14 protein-coding genes are annotated in these 16,243 nt (G+C 71.9%); 6 read left to right on the top strand and 8 right to left on the bottom strand.

Annotated features, from left to right (window positions below; genetic code table 11):
- Nucleotides 1-2: 2 nt before the first annotated feature.
- The gene (locus AB0C27_RS10335) at nt 3-1,115 is read right to left on the bottom strand and encodes a DUF1343 domain-containing protein (RefSeq protein ID WP_357840816.1); all 1,113 of its coding nucleotides are present in this window, start codon (nt 1,113-1,115) and stop codon (nt 3-5) included.
- Between the two features lie 57 nt (nt 1,116-1,172).
- Here AB0C27_RS10335 and murQ point away from each other — a divergent pair, with 57 nt between their 5' ends.
- From murQ to AB0C27_RS10320, 3 genes are all read left to right on the top strand, one after another.
- The gene (murQ, locus tag AB0C27_RS10330; protein WP_357840813.1) at nt 1,173-2,072 is read left to right on the top strand and encodes an N-acetylmuramic acid 6-phosphate etherase; all 900 of its coding nucleotides are present in this window, start codon (nt 1,173-1,175) and stop codon (nt 2,070-2,072) included.
- A 103-nt stretch (nt 2,073-2,175) separates the two neighbouring features.
- A complete protein-coding gene (locus AB0C27_RS10325) occupies nt 2,176-3,282 on the top strand; it encodes a serine hydrolase domain-containing protein (protein ID WP_357840811.1) in 1,107 nt (368 codons plus the stop codon).
- 9 nt (nt 3,283-3,291) lie between these two features.
- Nucleotides 3,292-3,672 carry a VOC family protein gene (locus tag AB0C27_RS10320; RefSeq protein ID WP_357840808.1) on the top strand — a complete coding sequence of 127 codons (381 nt, stop codon included), beginning with the start codon at nt 3,292-3,294 and terminating at the stop codon, nt 3,670-3,672.
- 48 nt (nt 3,673-3,720) lie between these two features.
- On the opposite strand, the gene AB0C27_RS10315 is transcribed toward AB0C27_RS10320, so the two are convergent.
- Nucleotides 3,721-4,608, bottom strand: coding sequence for a TIGR03619 family F420-dependent LLM class oxidoreductase (locus tag AB0C27_RS10315; protein WP_357840805.1), 888 nt, complete (start codon nt 4,606-4,608; stop codon nt 3,721-3,723).
- A 126-nt stretch (nt 4,609-4,734) separates the two neighbouring features.
- Between AB0C27_RS10315 and AB0C27_RS10310 the strand changes: the two genes are divergently transcribed.
- Nucleotides 4,735-5,592: a phosphotransferase gene (locus tag AB0C27_RS10310; RefSeq protein ID WP_357840802.1), complete on the top strand. Its 858-nt coding sequence runs from the start codon at nt 4,735-4,737 to the stop codon at nt 5,590-5,592.
- A 58-nt stretch (nt 5,593-5,650) separates the two neighbouring features.
- Complete coding sequence (locus AB0C27_RS10305) at nt 5,651-5,917, top strand: zf-TFIIB domain-containing protein (protein WP_357840799.1); 267 nt, start codon at nt 5,651-5,653, stop codon at nt 5,915-5,917.
- 65 nt (nt 5,918-5,982) lie between these two features.
- On the opposite strand, the gene AB0C27_RS10300 is transcribed toward AB0C27_RS10305, so the two are convergent.
- Together AB0C27_RS10300 and AB0C27_RS10295 are read right to left on the bottom strand one after the other, a co-directional pair.
- Nucleotides 5,983-6,963 (bottom strand): hypothetical protein, encoded by a 981-nt coding sequence (locus tag AB0C27_RS10300; protein ID WP_357840796.1) that lies wholly within the window; start codon nt 6,961-6,963, stop codon nt 5,983-5,985.
- A gap of 37 nt (nt 6,964-7,000) precedes the next feature.
- Nucleotides 7,001-8,650, bottom strand: coding sequence for an ABC-F family ATP-binding cassette domain-containing protein (locus AB0C27_RS10295; RefSeq protein ID WP_357840793.1), 1,650 nt, complete (start codon nt 8,648-8,650; stop codon nt 7,001-7,003).
- Between the two features lie 348 nt (nt 8,651-8,998).
- Here AB0C27_RS10295 and AB0C27_RS10290 point away from each other — a divergent pair, with 348 nt between their 5' ends.
- Nucleotides 8,999-10,765, top strand: a complete 1,767-nt coding sequence (locus AB0C27_RS10290) for a long-chain fatty acid--CoA ligase (RefSeq protein ID WP_357840790.1) — start codon at nt 8,999-9,001, stop codon at nt 10,763-10,765.
- A 72-nt stretch (nt 10,766-10,837) separates the two neighbouring features.
- Here AB0C27_RS10290 and AB0C27_RS10285 read toward each other — a convergent pair whose 3' ends face one another.
- The 4 genes from AB0C27_RS10285 to meaB form a co-directional block, all read right to left on the bottom strand.
- Complete coding sequence (locus AB0C27_RS10285; protein WP_357843052.1) at nt 10,838-11,911, bottom strand: acyltransferase family protein; 1,074 nt, start codon at nt 11,909-11,911, stop codon at nt 10,838-10,840.
- Complete coding sequence (locus tag AB0C27_RS10280) at nt 11,908-12,528, bottom strand: TetR/AcrR family transcriptional regulator (protein WP_357840788.1); 621 nt, start codon at nt 12,526-12,528, stop codon at nt 11,908-11,910. The genes AB0C27_RS10285 and AB0C27_RS10280 overlap by 4 nt, the downstream gene beginning before the upstream one ends.
- Before the next feature lie 110 nt (nt 12,529-12,638).
- The gene (locus tag AB0C27_RS10275; RefSeq protein WP_357840785.1) at nt 12,639-14,759 is read right to left on the bottom strand and encodes a CehA/McbA family metallohydrolase; all 2,121 of its coding nucleotides are present in this window, start codon (nt 14,757-14,759) and stop codon (nt 12,639-12,641) included.
- Between the two features lie 487 nt (nt 14,760-15,246).
- Nucleotides 15,247-16,206 (bottom strand): methylmalonyl Co-A mutase-associated GTPase MeaB, encoded by a 960-nt coding sequence (gene meaB / locus AB0C27_RS10270; RefSeq protein WP_357840782.1) that lies wholly within the window; start codon nt 16,204-16,206, stop codon nt 15,247-15,249.
- Nucleotides 16,207-16,243: the final 37 nt, after the last annotated feature.

Below are 16,243 nucleotides of genomic sequence, written 5' to 3'. Positions count from 1 at the left end.
TGTCACGTATAGAGCAGATGTCCCTCAGGGCGGCCCGGCGGCGGGCACAGCTCGCGGGGATCTTCACCGGCCTCCAGGGTCCTGGTGAGGGTGTCGGAGCCCCACAGGTGGTCGAGGAACAGGTCGGGGCCCCACCAGCGCAGGTCGTCAGGATAGAGCGTACGGGCCACGTGCAGCATGGACAGGCCGGTCAGCACCGGCCTGAAGGCGCGCCGGTCGTGCACGTGGAGCTGCACCCCGCGGACGGGGGTGCCGGCGTGCTTGTGGAAGGTCGGGGTGAACCACGTCTCCCTGAACCGCACCCCCGGCAGACCGAGCGCGGCCAGCGCCGGCGCGAACCTGTCGTCGGCGTACGGAGCCCCGACCAGCTCGAACGGTCTGGTCGTGCCGCGCCCCTCGGAGAAGTTGGTGCCCTCGAACAGCCCGGTGCCCGGGTAGACGAGCGCGGTGTCCGGGGTGGGCATGTTGACCGACGGCATCACCCAGGGCAGCCCGGTGTCGTGGTGGGCCATGTCCCGCCGCCAGCCCTCCATGGTCACCACGGTCAGGTCCAGGTCGAACCCGAACAGCCCGGCCAGCTCGCCCGCCGTCCTGCCGTGCCGCAGCGGCAGCGGGAAGCGGCCGACGAAGCTGGCGAACGCCGGGTCGAGCTTCGGCCCCTCCTCCACCTCGCCGCCCAGCGGATTGGGCCGGTCGAGCACCACGAACCGCAGCCCGAGCCTGTCGGCCGACTCCATCAGGTCGTACATGGTCCACACGTAGGTGTAGAAACGGGCGCCCACGTCGGCGATGTCGAAGACCAGGGTGTCCACGCCGGAGGCGGCCACCACGCGGTCGAGGGCCTCGCCGGAGAGCTTGTGGGTGTCGTACACCGGCAGCCCGGTCCTGCCGTCGACCGTGTCGCCCTCGCTGCCCGCCGCCTGGGCGGTGCCGCGCATGCCGTGCTCGGGACCGAACAGGGCGGTCAGCTTCAGCCCCGCGTTCAGCAGGGCGTCGGGGGTGGCGGTCAGGTCGGGCAGGACACCGGTCGGGTTGGTGATCAGGCCGAGGCGGGAGCCTCCGGCGAGGGAGGGATCCGCGGCCAGCCGTTCTGCTCCGGTTCTCACATGTTGCATGAACCCATTGTCTGAAAGATATTTACAAGAGAGAAGTAGAGGGTGGAAATTAGCGACATGATTGATCCGCTACCCGAGCTGTCCACCGAGCAGAGCGATCCCCGCTACAGCCAGATCGACCGGCTGCCGACGGAGCAGATCGCCCGGCTGATGAACCAGGCCGACGCCGCCGTGCCCGCCGCGGTCGCCACGGCCGTCCCCGCGATCTCGGCCGCGATCGACGCGATCGCCGCCAGGATGGCCGAGGGCGGCCGGCTGCTCTACGTGGGCGCCGGCACATCCGGCCGGCTGGCCGTGCTCGACGCCAGTGAGTGCCCGCCCACCTTCGGCACGGACCCCTCGCTGGTCCAGGGCGTCATCGCCGGCGGGCCCGACGCGCTGACCCGCTCCGTCGAGGGGGCCGAGGACGACCCTGAGGCGGGCGCGGCCGCGTTGAAGGACCTGGAGGTGGGACCGCTCGACTCGGTGGTGGGCGTGTCCGCCAGCGGGCGGGCTCCTTTCGTGCTGGGCGCGCTGGCCGAGGCCACCGCCAGGGGCGCGCTGACCGTCGGCCTGTCGTGCAACGCGGGCGCGCCGTTGTCGGCCGCCGCCGAGCACGCCGTCGAGGTCGTCGTGGGGCCCGAGGTGGTGACCGGCTCGACCCGGCTGAAGGCCGGCACGGCCCAGAAGCTCGTGCTGAACATGATCTCGACGATCTCCATGGTGAAGCTGGGCCGCACGTACGGGAACCAGATGATCGAGATGTCGGCCATGAACAGCAAGCTCGCGGGACGGGCGCTGCGCATGGTCAGGGACATCACCGGGGCCGACCAGGAGACCGCGCGCGCGGCGCTGGAGGCGGCGGGCGGCCAGGCGAAGATCGCGGTCCTGATGATCCAGCACGGCCTCGACGCCGAGGCGGCCCGCGCGCTGCTGGAGTCGCACGGGGAGCGCCTCAGCGACGCCCTGAGCGGCTGAGGCGCGGGAGCGTTCCGCTCGGGGTGAATGTCCTGGGCGAATGTCGGGGTGGATGTCCGGGGCGAACGTCGGGGGAATGTCCGGGGTGAATGTCGGGGTGGGGATGTCCGATCGTCTTGAGGCGATCCTGGCGGACGCGGTGCCGCGTGTCTGCCCGGCCGCGGTCGCGCTGATCGCCGTCGACGGATCCGTGGTGGCCTCGGCCGCCGCCGGGGAGCTCGTCCGGTACGCCGGCGCCGAGGGCGGCCTGGCCGCGGACCGGCCCCCCGCGCGCCGCGACTCGATCTTCGACCTGGCCTCGGTCAGCAAACTGTTCACCACGGTCGTGCTGCTCTCGCTGGCCGAGGAGGGCCTGCTGGACCTGGACGAGCCGGTGACCGGACTGATCGAGGCGGCCGATCGGAGCATCACGCCGCGGCGCCTGCTCACCCACACGGCGGGCCTGCCCGCGGGCCGCCGCATCGGTGACGAGCTGCCCGGCCCGCTCACCCCCGCGACGGCGCAGCGTCTCGCCGGGGCCAGGATGGCCGCCATGCTGCGCACGCCGGTCGTCCATCCGGCGGGCGGGCCGTACCTCTACAGCGACGTCGGCATGGTCATGGCCGGCCGGCTGGCCGAGCTGGCCGGCGGCGCGCCCCTGGACGTGCTGGTCCGCGACCGCGTCACGAACGTGCTCGGGCTGTCGGCCACTGGCTACCGGCCTCCGCCCGCGCTGCTGGACCGGATCGCCGCCACCGAGTTCAAGGCCGAACGTCCTGGGCCCGGCTGCGTCAGGGGCGAGGTGCACGACGAGACCGCGTACGCGCTGGGCGGCGTGGCCGGGCACGCCGGCGTGTTCGCGCCCGCCGCCGACCTGCTGGCCTTCGGCGAGGCGCTGCGGCTCGGCGGCGGGGGCGTGCTGCGCCCTTCGAGCGTGGCCGAGATGACGCGCGACCAGGGGGTGGAGGGGGCGCCGTTCCGACACGGGCTCGGCGTGCGCATCGGCGATCCCGGCGTGGCGGGGCCGCTGGCGGACGCGTACGGGCACTCGGGCTTCACCGGCACCTCGCTCGTCGTCGACCCCGCCCGCCGCCTGACCGTGGTGCTGCTGACCAACGCCGTCCACCCGGTGCGCGGCCGCGACGGCATCAGGGAGCTGCGCGGGGCGGTGGCGGCGCACGCCGCGCGCCTGGCGGGCCGCCTCCCCGCCTCCGAGGCCCGTCCGGCGTAATCTGCGGGCATGCCCGTGCATCTGAACCACACGATCGTGCCGGCCACCGACAGAGACGCGACCGCCGACTTCCTCGTCGAGATCCTGGGGCTGGAGCCCGCGCCGGTCTACGGGCCGTTCCGGGTCGTCTCGCTCGGCAACGGCGTCTCGCTCGACGTCTCCCAGACCGACGGCGACGTGCCGCCGCAGCACTACGCGTTCCTGGTGAGCGAGCCGGAGTTCGACGAGATCTGGGGCCGGATCAAGGAGCGGGGCCTGACCTTCTGGGCCGACCCCTACCACCAGCGTCCTGGGCAGATCAACACCAACGACGGCGGGCGCGGCCTCTACTGGTCCGCACCCGACGGCCACAACCTGGAGATCATCACGGTGCCGTACGGCGGCTGGTAGCCGCGATCGGCGGCCGCCATGCAGCGTGTGGCCGGCCACCGTCCCGCCTCAGGGGGCCAGCGCTTCGAGCGCCTCCTCGGCCCGGCGCAGCGCCTCCTTGGGGTCGGCCTCGGGGATCTCTCGGTCGAAGTTCAGGTCGTGGAAGACGTCGGTGACGCCCTGGGCGGCCAGCTCGGCCACGTCGCGCCGGATCTTGTCGTACGTGCCGCTCAGCGGACGGTCCTCGTCGGCCGCCCGCACCCGCGTGACCCCGCGTACCACGAACCTGAACGCCTCCGGGTCGCGCCCGGCTCCGGCCAGCTCCTCCTTGATCAGCGCGATCCGCCCGGCGATGGCCAACAGGTCCTCCCTGCTGGAGCTGACCCAACCGTCCGCCAGCCGGGCCGCGCGGCGCAGCGCGACGTCGGCGGTGCCGCCGAGCAGGATCTGAGGCGGCCCTGGCTCGGGCTTGGGATCGATGTGGGCGGGCGGCACCCGGAAGAACTCGCCCTCGTGCTCGACCACCTCGTCACGCCACGCCTTGCGCAGCACCTCGACGAACTCCTCGCCCCTGCGCCCGCGCCCCGCCATGTCCACGCCGGCCGCCGCGAACTCCTCGGGCAGCCAGCCCAGGCCCAGCCCGGCGGTGACCCGGCCGCCCGACAGCGTCTGCAGCGTGGCCAGCTGCTTGGCCAGCGCCACCGGCTGCGCGTACGCGTTGAGCACGGCGACGCCGAGCCCGATCCTGCCGGTCACGGCCGACAGGTGGGCCAGCGTGATCAGCGGGTCGTGCACGGCGCGGTAGGTGGGGCCCATGGGATGGCCGACGGGGTAGAGGAGCCGCTGGAACGTCCAGAGCTCGGCGTAGCCCAGCTCCTCGGCCCGGACGGCGACCCTGCGCATGTTTCCCGGCGTGGCCCACGCCCCTGACTGCGGTACGGCGAAACCGACTCTCATGGTCCCAGTGTGAACGACGCCGCTTCGCTCCCCGCACCCGGCGGTCATCGTCCCGTCCCTCCTGGCCGGGAACCTCGGCCCCGGCGCCGGGCCCGGGTCGTGCCATCGCGCCCTTACTCTGTACGGGTGGGTCTGGAGGAGGAGCTCGCGGGCATCGCCGCGGCGTACGGCGGCGCGGGCGAGCCCGTGTTACATCCGACGCGCACCGACGTCGTGGTGCTGCGCAGAGGAGAGGTCGTGGTCAAGGCCCACTCGGCGCGTGACGACGCCGGGGACTTACGGCCGAGGCTGAAGGCGGCGGCCTCGGCCGCGGTGAGCAGCGTGATGCTGGCCCCGCTGGAGCCCGAGGTGCTGTCGGCGGGCGGGCGCGCGGTCACGGTGTGGCCGGCGGGCCGGCCCGTGGCGCAGGACGACGACCCGGCCGACGCGCCGTGGGAGGAGGGCGCCCGGCTGCTGGCCAGGCTGCACGCCGTCCCCCTCACGCTGATGCCCGGCCTGCCGGCCGCCGGAGGGCCCGCCAGGGCCGCCCGCGCGGTGGCCAGGATGCCCGGCGACGGGCCGGTCGAGCAGCTCGTCAGGCGGGCGTTCAAGGAGCTGCCCGAGCCGCGGCCGATGCCGGCCCTGCTCACCCACGGAGACTGGCACCTGGGCCAGCTCGTCCACCGCGACCGCTGGTTGCTCATCGACGTCGACGACCTGGGCGTCGGCGACCCGGCATGGGACCTGGCCAGGCCGGCCGCCTGGTACGCGGCGGGGCTGCTCGCCCCCGCCGTGTGGGAGCGGTTCCTCGGCGCCTATCTCGCCTCCGGCGGGCCCGCGCTCGGCCAGGGCGACGATCCCTGGCAGCGGCTCGACGTGCCCGCCAGGGCGCTGACCGTGCAACTGGCCGCCGTGGCCGTGGTCAACGCCTGGCACGAGCGCCGGGAACTCGACGAGGTCGAACATTCGTTGGTCGAATCGTGCAACAGAATCGTCCGAGCGTGACGGGGTTGCGCACGGTAGGTTTCACCCTGAGACCTCGAAGCCAAGGAGTGCGACTTAGATGCAGTGCCCTAAGTGCCGCGGAAGCATGCGGACCTATGAGCGCAACGGCGTCCACATCGAGCAGTGCGACAACTGCCGGGGGATCTTCCTCGACTACGGCGAGCTCGAGACGCTGACCCGGATGGAGTCGCAGTACCACGCTGCTCCCCCGCCCGCCCCCGGACACGCCCCCGGCCCCGCGTGGGGCGCCCCGCACCACGGAGGCGGCCACCACGGTCACCACCGGGGTCAGCGCAGCTGGGTAGGCATGCTGTTCTCCACCTGATCGTCCGCCTCTGATCGGAGCGGCCGCGCACGCGGGGTGCGCGGCCTCCCCGGCCGCTCGGCCGCTCAGTCGCCGGGGAAGTCGTCCGGGTCCACGGGCGCGGTGCGGGCGTTGCCGCCCGAGATGGCGTGCAGCGTGATCCGCCAGTCGTGCCAGCGGATCTGCGTGGCGGTGAACGTGGTCTTGAACTTCACCGTCTTCTCGAACCGCTCGAAGCTGCAGTCACGGGTGAAGGCCTTGGTCTTGCCCTCCCAGTCGGAGCCGTGCGTGAAGTAGATCTTGTAGCTGCCGTCACGGACGCCTCTGACCTTGAACTTCGCCTTCCTGCGCACATAGACGCTGAACGCCTTGCTGCCGCCGCGCATGGCGGTGACCACCGCGTCGCGGCTGCCGCCGTTGTCGATCTCCAGTGAGCCGCGGCCGTTCAGCGTGCCCTTGCGCAGGAACGAGCCGTTGCTCAGCCGCCTGCTCTTCTTGCCCGTGGCCTTGACGCCGACGATGTCGGCCGGGTAGTCGCCGGCCTCCTGGAGCGCCCGGCCCGCCTCGTCGAGCGCGGCCAGCTTGTCGTCCACGTCGGTCAATACGGCCGAGGACGTGCACAGGTCGCGGGCGCCGACCTTGCCGGCGGTGGCGCCGAGCGCGGTGGCGAAGTCGCGCAGGCTGCTCACGTACGCCTCGTGCTGGGCGCGCACGGTCTCGGGCGGCGCGAGCGCGGACAGCGCGTCGGCGGCGCCGCTCAGCGCCTCCTCGGCCCGCCCCACGCGCTTGTCCAGCGCCTTCACGCCGCGCGCCCCTGCCAGCGAGGTGATCGCGCCGGACATCGCCTTGTGCCGGTTCTCAAGCTCACTCTTGTACGCCTCGGGCGTCAGCGCCGCCGGGCTCTGCGCACCGGCCGCGGTGCCCGCGGGGGCTGCGCCCTGGCCGCCCGCGACACCCGTGACCCTCGGCTCGCCACCGGTCGGCGACGCCGAGCCCGTGGAGCACGCGCCGAGGGTCGTGAGGGTCGCCAGCGCGAGAACACAGGAGATCAAACGGGGTGTAGCCACCTGCCACACTATCGTCCGGTTGATCCCCAACCGTCAATTACGATTCCGCCAGTCCCTCGTCCCGATCCTGCCGCAGCCGGCGGGTGATCCCCAGCTCCTCCAGGAACGGAAGGTCGTGGCTGGCCACGATGAGCGCGCCCCGGTAGGCCGACAGCGCCTGCGCGAGCTGCCTGACGCTGGCCAGGTCGAGGTTGTTGGTCGGCTCGTCGAGCAGGAGGAGCTGCGGCGGCGGCTCGGCCGACAGCAGGGCGGCCAGCGTGGCACGGAAGCGCTCGCCTCCCGACAGCGTGCCCACTGCCTGGCCGGCCCGATCGCCCCGGAACAGGAAGCGCGCCAGGCGGGCGCGTACCTCGTTCACGGAGGCGGACGGGGCCATCGCGCGCACGTTGTCCACCACGCTCAGCCGGTCGTCCAGCAGGTCGAGCCGCTGCGGCAGATAGCGGAGCGGCACGTGCGCGCCGTGCGCGACGATCCGCTTGAGCAGCGTGGTCTTGCCCGAGCCGTTGGGGCCGAGCAGCGCGATCCGCTCGGGCCCGCGCACGACCAGCGTCTCCAGCACGGCCACCCTGCCAACGGCTGGGCCGGCACCTGAGCCGTCATCCGGGCCGTCATCCGGGCCGTCATCTGGGCTTTCGGCGGGCGCGGAACGGGGTTCCAGCGGCAGGGTCAGGACCGTGCGGCCCGCGGGCACCTCCGTGCCCGGGAGCTCGATGCGGATCTCCGCGTCGTCGCGCACGGCCTGCTCGGCCTCGCTCAGCCGCTCGTTCGCCTCCTCCAGCCGCTCCGCGTGCAGCGCGCGCTGCTTGCCCGCGCTCACCTGGGCCTTGCGCTTGAGCGCGCCGGCCACCATCTTCGGCACCTTCTTGTTCTCGAACGCCTTCCTGCCGTACCGCTGCCCCCTGTCGATCCTGATCGCGCTGTCGACGAGTTCGCGCCGCCGGCGGCGGATCTCGCCCTCGGCGGTGCGCACGGAGCGCTCCGCGGCCTGCTGCTCGGCCTCGGCCTGCTCCTCGTAGGAGGTGAGATTGCCCCCGTACATGCGCACGGAGCCCTCGCGCAGCTCGGCGATCTGATCCACCAGCTCAAGCAGCGCCCGGTCGTGGCTGACCACGAGCAGCACCCCCTGCCAGGCGGAGACGGCGTCGTAGAGCCGCCGCCGCGCGTCCAGGTCGAGGTTGTTGGTGGGCTCGTCGAGCAGCAGCACGTCGGGCCGCTTCAGCAGCCGCGCGGCCAGCGCGACCATGACGGTCTCGCCGCCGGACAGCGTGCCGACCGTGCGGTCCAGCCCGACGTGGCGCAGGCCGAGCCGGTCCAGCTCGGCCCTGGCGCGCTCCTCGACGTCCCAGTCGTCGCCGACGGCGGCGAAGTTCTCCTCCGCCACGTCGCCGGCCTCGATGGCGTGCAGGGCCGCCCGGACACGGCCGATCTCCAGCAGGTCCGACACCGTACGGCCGGCGGCGAGCGGCAGGTTCTGCGGCAGGTAGCCCACGACGCCCCGGACCGACACCGACCCGGAGGCCGGGGTCAGCTCCCTGGCGATCACCCTGAGCAGGGTGGACTTGCCCGACCCGTTGAGCCCGATCAGCCCGGTACGTCCCGCCGGGAAGGCGGCGTCGAGCCCGTCGAGCACGGTGGTGCCGTCCGGCCACGCGATGGAGACGTGATCGACGACAATGGAAATAGACATAAGGCGGTTCCCATCACAAAAGTCGAAATTTCGTGACTTGGCGGGAAACACCGCAGACGCACGCGACACCAGGAAGCCGGCACCAGCCGACGGCAAGCCCGAGAAGACCCGCGAAGATCCGTGAGAGGTCCAGGTGTGAACGCGCGCAGGCCCACGGAAGGGCGGAACGGCGCGGTGCCCGCGACCTCAGATCCTCACGTCAGTTGCCCCCACGGCTCGGCGATACGACGTCACCAGCGTACGCGACCTGCCGATCACCTGGCAACAAGCCCCTTCGCGGGCGCGACCCATCGACTGGAACGCCGCCGTGGTCCTAGAGTCGGGGCCAACACCCCCTGGAGGTCAGGCATGTCGAGCATTCCCTCCCTGCTCCGCGACCGGATCGCGGCGACCCCCGACGCCGAGGCGTACCGTGTGCCCGCGGGCGACGGGTGGACCTCGTTGTCATGGCGGGAGGTGGACGAACGCGTACGCGGGCTGGCCCTCGGCCTGGCGGAGCTGGGCGCGGGCCCCGGCACCCGCGTGTCGATCCTGTGCTCCACCCGCCTCGAATGGATCCTCTGCGACCTCGCGGTGCTGGCGACCGGAGCGGCCACGACCACGATCTACCCGTCCAACACCGCCGCCGAGTCCGCGTTCGTCATCACCGACTCCGGCAGCACCATCGTCATCGCCGAGAACGACGACCAGGTCGCCAAGCTCGCCTCGGTGCGCAAGGAGCTCCCCGACGTCACCCACGTGATCGTCATCGACGGCTCGCCCGGCGAGGACGGCTGGGTGATCACCCTCGACTCGGTGAGCCGTGACGCGGCCGCGAGCGGGCGTGACTACGACGCGATGGTGGACGCCATCGCCCAGGACGACCTGGCCACGCTGATCTACACCTCGGGCACCACGGGTCGGCCCAAGGGCGTCGAGCTGACCCACGACAACTGGCTCTACACCGGCCAGGCGGTGCGCGAGCTCGACCTGATCTCCCCCGACGACCTGCACTTTCTGTGGCTGCCGCTGTCCCACTCGTTCGGCAAGCTGCTGGAGGTCGTGATGATCGACCTCGGCGTGCCCACCGTGATCGACGGCCGCCTCGACAAGATCGCCGAGAATCTCGGCGTGGTACGGCCGACGCTCATGGCCGCCGCGCCGCGCATCTTCGAGAAGATCCACAACACGGTCGTGGCGAACATGCACCGCGAGGGCGGACTCAAGCTGCGCATCTTCAACTGGGCCCGCGCGACCGGCCTGCGGGTGAGCCGGGCCCGTCAGCGCGGCGCCGAGCTGCCGATCACCATGCGCGCCGAGTACGCCCTGGCCGACCGCCTGGTCTTCGCCAAGCTGCGCGAGCGCTTCGGCGGCCGGATCCGCCTGTTCATCTCCGGCGCCGCCCCGCTGTCGCAGGACATCGCGGAGTTCTTCGACGCGGCGGGCCTGACCATTTACGAGGGGTACGGCCTGACGGAGTCGTCGGCGGGCAGCTTCCTCAACCGGCCGGAATCGGTGAAGTTCGGCACGGTCGGCCCGCCGTTCCCCGGCACCGAGCTACGCATCGCCGACGACGGGGAGATCCTGATCGGCGGGCGCGGCATCATGCGCGGCTACCACGGGCTGCCCGAGGAGACGGCCGCCGCGTTGCAGGACGGCTGGCTGCACACGGGCGACATCGGCGAGGTGGACGAGGCCGGGCGGCTGCGCATCACCGACCGCAAGAAGGAGCTGATCAAGACCTCGGGCGGCAAGTACGTCGCGCCGACGTACCTGGAGGGCCGGATCAAGGCGGCCTGCCCGTACGCGTCGCACGTGTTCGTCCACGGCGACCGGCGCAACTACGTCACGGCGCTGATCACGCTCGACATGGACGTGGCCGGGCCGTGGGCACGGGCCGAGTCGCTGCCGGACGACCCCGAGAAGCTGCGCGAGCACCCGCGCATGCGCGAGGAGGTGCAGAAGGCGATCGACCAGGTCAACGCGGGCGAGGCCAGCTACGCCACGGTCAAGAAGTTCGCGATCCTGGGGGCCGACTTCGCGGTGGAGACGGGCGAGCTGACGCCCAGCCTCAAGATCAAGCGCAAGGTCGTCGAGGAGCGGAACGCGGAGGTGCTCGACTCCTTCTACACCTGACCGGACGCGGACGCCGGATTGGTGCTCGTGCCCGCGAGCACGAGCACCGCCGCGCTACCCGGCCGGCTCCGCTCAGAGGATCTTCTTGGCGCCGGGCAACGAGCGCACCAGGTAGGCCAGCGACCAGCACAGGGGCAGCGCCAGCGCGAGCATGACGGCGAACTTCACGATCGCGACGGCGTCCAGCCAGCGCAGCGCCCAGCCCAGCCCGACCAGTACCAGCGGGTGGATGATGTAGACGGTGAAGGCGTGCCGCGACAGGAACCGGCCGCGCGGCCCCTGCTCGCCGAACCGCTCCCTGAACAGCACCGTCAGCCCGATGATCATGCTGACCGCGAAGGCCGACTCCCACAGCGCCATCAGAGCGGACGACAGCGCGCCGGTGGTCAGCAGCGCCGCCGGCACCAGCACCACGCTCGACACGCCGGAGGCGATCAGCCCGGCCCGCCCCGCCCGCACGGGCAGCGTCTCGAACCAGCCGCGCCGGTAGGCGACGCAACCGAGCACGAACATGGCGGCGTACTGCGGCAGGTACTGCGGCGACGGCAGGCCGAGCACCGGCACGTAGGTCCCGGTGGGCACCGGGATGCGCCACAGGAAGGTGACGGCCGCGAGCCCGAGCACGAAGGCCACGATCCAGGAGAGCCGCAGCGGGACGACGCGCGCCTCCATCGGCTGCCGCAGGCTCCGCCACGCCGCGTAGACCAGCACGAACCCGATCAGCACCTCGACGAACCACATGGGGCCCGGGTCCCAGGAGCGCAGGTAGTACTCCGCGTACGACATCCCGCCCGCCTGGGCGTACCCGGCGAAGTTCAGCGCCGGCCGCAGCAGCAGGACGAAGACGAGCAGCGGGATCCCGAGCCGCACCAACCGGTCGCGCACGAAGGCGCGCCCGCTCTTGCGGTCGCGGGAGCCGGGGGTGAAGAAGCCGGAGATGAGGAAGAAGAACCCCATGAAGAACGCCTGGTTGAGCATGACCAGCAGGTCGAGCAGGCTGCCGGTGGGGTCCTTGGCGGGCTCGACGTAGTACCAGAGGGGGATGTTGCCGTATGTGATCGCGACGTGGTGCGTGACCACTAACGCGGTCAGGACGATCCGGAGGTTGTCGATGGCGTAAAGCCTGGTCGTGGTCTCCGCCTTCATGCGCGGCACGCCCTTTCGATGAGGTCGGCGAGCTCTCTCGCGTGTGCGTCGAGGTCGTGGTCGGGGTTGGCGACCCAGTAGGCGAACATGGTGTCGACGGCGGCCTGGTGGGTGACGGCCATGACGCGGGTGTCGAACGGCCTGAACTCGCCGCCGGCCTGGCCGAGCCGGTAGAGGTGCTCCAGCATCTGGTAGAGCTCCTCGTTGGCGTTGATCCCGAAGCGGGGGGCTCCGTCGTCGGTCCTGAGGTTGTTGAAAATCTCTCCCAGCGCCTTGAGCTGGTCGCGGTGGCCGCGCATGTGTTCGGCCACCGCGAGGACGTGTGTCCTGATCAGCTCGGTCGCCGTGGTCAGCCCCTCCATCCTCGCCACCACATGCTCGGCCGCGCCCTCGTACGACCGCCGCACCACCTCCTCCATCAGCTCGTCCTTGCCGGCGAAGTGATAGGAGATCACGCCCTTGCTGATTCCGGCGTGCTCGGCGATCCGCGCGAGCGACGCCTTGGCGAACCCCGCCTCCGCGATGACGGCGACGGCGGAGCCCACGATCTGGGCGCGCCGGGCCTCCTCTATGAAGGACCGCGGCTTCTGGCCGTCGGGTTCGTTTTCTGACCGCATGGCCAAAAAATAGCACAAACGGATGAATCGCCCAAGGGCGAGGTCGAGCGAGGAGGCCGGAGGGGAGCCTGCCGGCGCGTACCGCACGCTCCCAGGAGGCTTTCCGCGGGTCAGCCCAGCCGCGCCTGGTAGATCGTCCTGGCCTGCTGCAGCAGGGACACGTGGTCGCCGAACTGGTAGGCGCTGGCCAGCCGCCCGTGCTGCCTGATCAGGTCCTCCAGCAGGTCCAGCCACTCCAGGCACCAGAGCACGTCCTCGCGCCTGGCGACCGGCCGGCCGCCGACGTCCACATACACGGGACTGGTCAGGGCGTATCCGGTGGAGGTCAGCGTGCGAGGGTGCGGGTCGCACAGGACCTCGGCCACCACGTACGTCGGCTCGTCCACCTCCAGCACGGCCGTCACGGTCAGCCGCTCCTGCCCCTGCCACCCCTGCTCGGGCGGCAGCCGCTCGGCCCCGGCCCTGACCCCGTCGGCGGTACGGATGCGCACGGCCGCCACCTCGGGCCCGACGGCCGTGGCGGTGACGCTGATCCGGTCTCCCCTGCGGGCCTGGATCACGTGGCCGGGGCCGTGCCCGTTCACCGTCAGCTCCAGCCACGGGCCGGTGGTGGCGAACGTGCGGCCCGCGCGTACGGCCGCCGCGAACGAGCGGGCGCTCAGCTCCCCCTCGACCCGGGCGTAGACGCGGGCCCAGCCGGGCGGGTTCGACTGGTTGTCGGAGCGGGTGAAGGAGATCATCGCGTCGGTGCCCGCCGTCACGGCCATCCGGTTGCCCGCGCCGATCAGCCGCCGGTAGACCGCGGCCGTGGCCGGGATGGAGGCGTGGGTGAGCACGTCGAGGCTGTCCACCAGGCCGAGCGCTGCGTCGGCGACCAGCTCGCGGGCGGCGCAGTTGCGCGGCACGGGCGAGACGACGCCCTTGGGCGGGTCGCCGTCGCCGATGGGCGTGCGAAAGGGATGGCTGTAGCCGACCAGCGCACCGAGCCCGCGCAGCTCGCGCAGCCCGTCGGCGTTGGGCGGCCAGTCGGCGTCGCCCGCGAAGCCGGTGTGGTAGCGGCCGGGGGCCGAGTGGAGCCCGAAGGCGTAGATGTGGCCGAGCAGGTCGTTGCGGTATTCGACGCCCATCCTGGCCACGTGCGTGGCGTCGGACCACGGCAGGTCCTTGCCGGTCCAGTGCTCCAGGGCCTCGCGGTCGTACACCCGGCGGCCGGAGACGTTGCCGGCCAGGAGGTTGAGCACGTGCAGGTCCTCGCCGTGCTGGGCGGCGGCCGCGTCGGCGGGAACGGCCACCAGGTCGCCCGCCCAGTTGAGGTGGACGTGCAGGTCGCCGCCGTACCAGCCGGCGCCGGCGGCGTCGTAGAGGCGCTCGGGGGCCAGCTCGACCAGGTGCTCCTCGCCGGGCATCGGGGTGAGCTCGTGGCCGGCCGCGCCGTACTCCATGCCCCTGGCCGCGGTGATCGTCAGCGGCATGCAGGGGACGTCCACGAGCAGGTCGTCGCCGTGGAAGTACGGGCGGCCGTGGTAGTCGTAACGGTTGGCGACCCCGGGCGGGAACCAGCCGGCGCCGTCGGCGCTCACCACGCTCCAGCGGCAGGGCGTCCCGGACCGCAGGCGCAGCCGGGAGGAGGGGATGGGGCGCAGCAGGGTGTCGAGGCGGACGCGCTCGCCGTCCACGACGACGATGCTGTCCTGGTCCACCTCCACCAGCCAAGCCCCGCGGGCGGCCAGCAGCCGCTGGGCGTCGTCCACGCCGACCTGGCAGGGCCTGCCCCGCCGCGAGTCGATGAGCAGCGACATCCGCTCCTCGCCGGCCCGGCGCCGGCCTGGACCGTCCTCGTCGGCCGCGAGCGGGCACAGCTCCGGCGAAGGCAGCAGGATCGTGCGCGCCGCCCCCTCCAGGACGGCGCCGTCCTCCTCGATCCTGATGGCGTAGAGGTGCGCGGGCAGTTCGCCGTCGAGGGTGTCGCGCAGGACCCGGTCGTAGTCGGGCTCGGCCAGCCGGGCGACGAGCCGCTCTCTCGGCTCGTCCGGATGGGTCTCGGCGACGGCCTTGAAGACCAGTTCCCAGAAGCGGTCGAACAGCTCGGGACGCAGCACTCTTCGCCGGGCGAAGAACTTCACGTAAGGGATCTCCGGCTCACCCCAGGTGATGCCGTGCTCCTCAAGGAGGCGCCCGTACTCCTCCAGAGCATCCGTCACCCCTCCGGGCAGCATCGAATCCGCACTCATCAGAAACCTCCGAGGAAACCCCCGCCTTGAGACGGGAGAGGAATCGGACCCCTGCGGAGCAGGACAGGGGCAGGCGATTCGCCGCCAGGCGGACCGCCGTCGAAACGCGGCGCGATGCCGCGAAGTTCGGTAGTGTGTTCGACGGCGGCGATGACCAAGCCGCCGGAGCAACGATCCGACACACCCTCGCCGCCGGGCTGGCGGAGAGGCGAAACGCCTGTGGAGCCGGTGTAAGACCTCAACGAGAGATCCCTTTCTCGGGCGGGCAACCGGCGATGAAGCAGGAAACCTCACGGGCGACCGTGGGACTCCCCCTCCTTCAGGAGAGGGAGGATGTCAAGTGAGCCCTTCCCACGTCGTTGCGCGCCATCGTGGCATGGATCACGGGAACGGTCCGGGCGGCCAGGAGGAGGGGGAGGAGGAAAGTTCACCCCCGGGGGAGGTATCTCAACCCGGGGGGTGCTCGAAGCTGCTCGAAAGGGGCGTATCAGGCACGCTTGAAAGCCGCGAGGATCCGGTCGGCGGCCAGCGCGGGCGTGAGGTCGCCGGCCAGCACCGCCCGCTCCACCTCCGCCGAGATCGCCGTCACCTCCGGGTCGTCGCGCAGCTCGGCCAGCAGCCGCTCGCGCACCATCGTCCAGGTCCAGCCCACCTGCTGGCGGCGGCGCTTGGCGGCCAGGTCGAGGCCGTCCTGGTGGGCCAGCACCCGCCGCCAGAGTTCGTCCAGCCCGTCGCCGGTCAGGCCACTGCAGGTCAGCACGGGCGGCGGGGCGAAGTCGGAGCGGAGCATGCGCAGGGCGCCCGACAGCTCGCGGGCCGCCTTCCTGGCGGGCAGCTCGTACTCGCCGTCGGCCTTGTTGACCGCGACGACGTCGGCCAGCTCCAGAACGCCCTTCTTGATGCCCTGCAGCTGGTCGCCGGTGCGGGCCAGGGTGAGCAGCAGGAACGTGTCCACCATGTCGGCCACGGCGGTCTCCGACTGGCCCACTCCGACGGTCTCGACCAGGACGACGTCGTAGCCGGCCGCCTCCACGACGACCATGGCCTCCCTGGTCGCCTTGGTGACGCCGCCGAGGGTGCCCGAGGTCGGCGAGGGGCGGATGAAGGCGGCGGGGTCGGCCGACAGGCGGGCCATGCGGGTCTTGTCGCCGAGGATGCTGCCGCCCGTCCTGGTGGAGGACGGGTCCACGGCCAGGACCGCGACCTTGTGCCCCTGGCCGGTCAGGCGCGTGCCGAGGGCGTCGATGAACGTGGACTTGCCCACGCCAGGCACGCCCGACACGCCGACGCGGCGGGCCCGTCCGGAGAGCGGGGTGAGCTCGACCAGCAGCCGCTGCGCCAGGGCCACGTGATCGGGTCTGGTCGACTCGACAAGCGTGATCGCGCGGGCGATCCAGGTACGTGAACCGGCCCGTACGCCATCGGCGTAGTTCTCCAGCGAATGCACCCGAATCGCCCCTTTCTTCCCAGTTAGATCAGCCTAA

The organism is Nonomuraea sp. NPDC048882 (genome assembly GCF_040649755.1).
GTDB lineage: Bacteria > Actinomycetota > Actinomycetes > Streptosporangiales > Streptosporangiaceae > Nonomuraea > Nonomuraea maheshkhaliensis.
The sequence above is the reverse complement of the archived record's forward strand: the minus strand, read 5'-3'. Positions and strand labels throughout refer to the sequence as shown.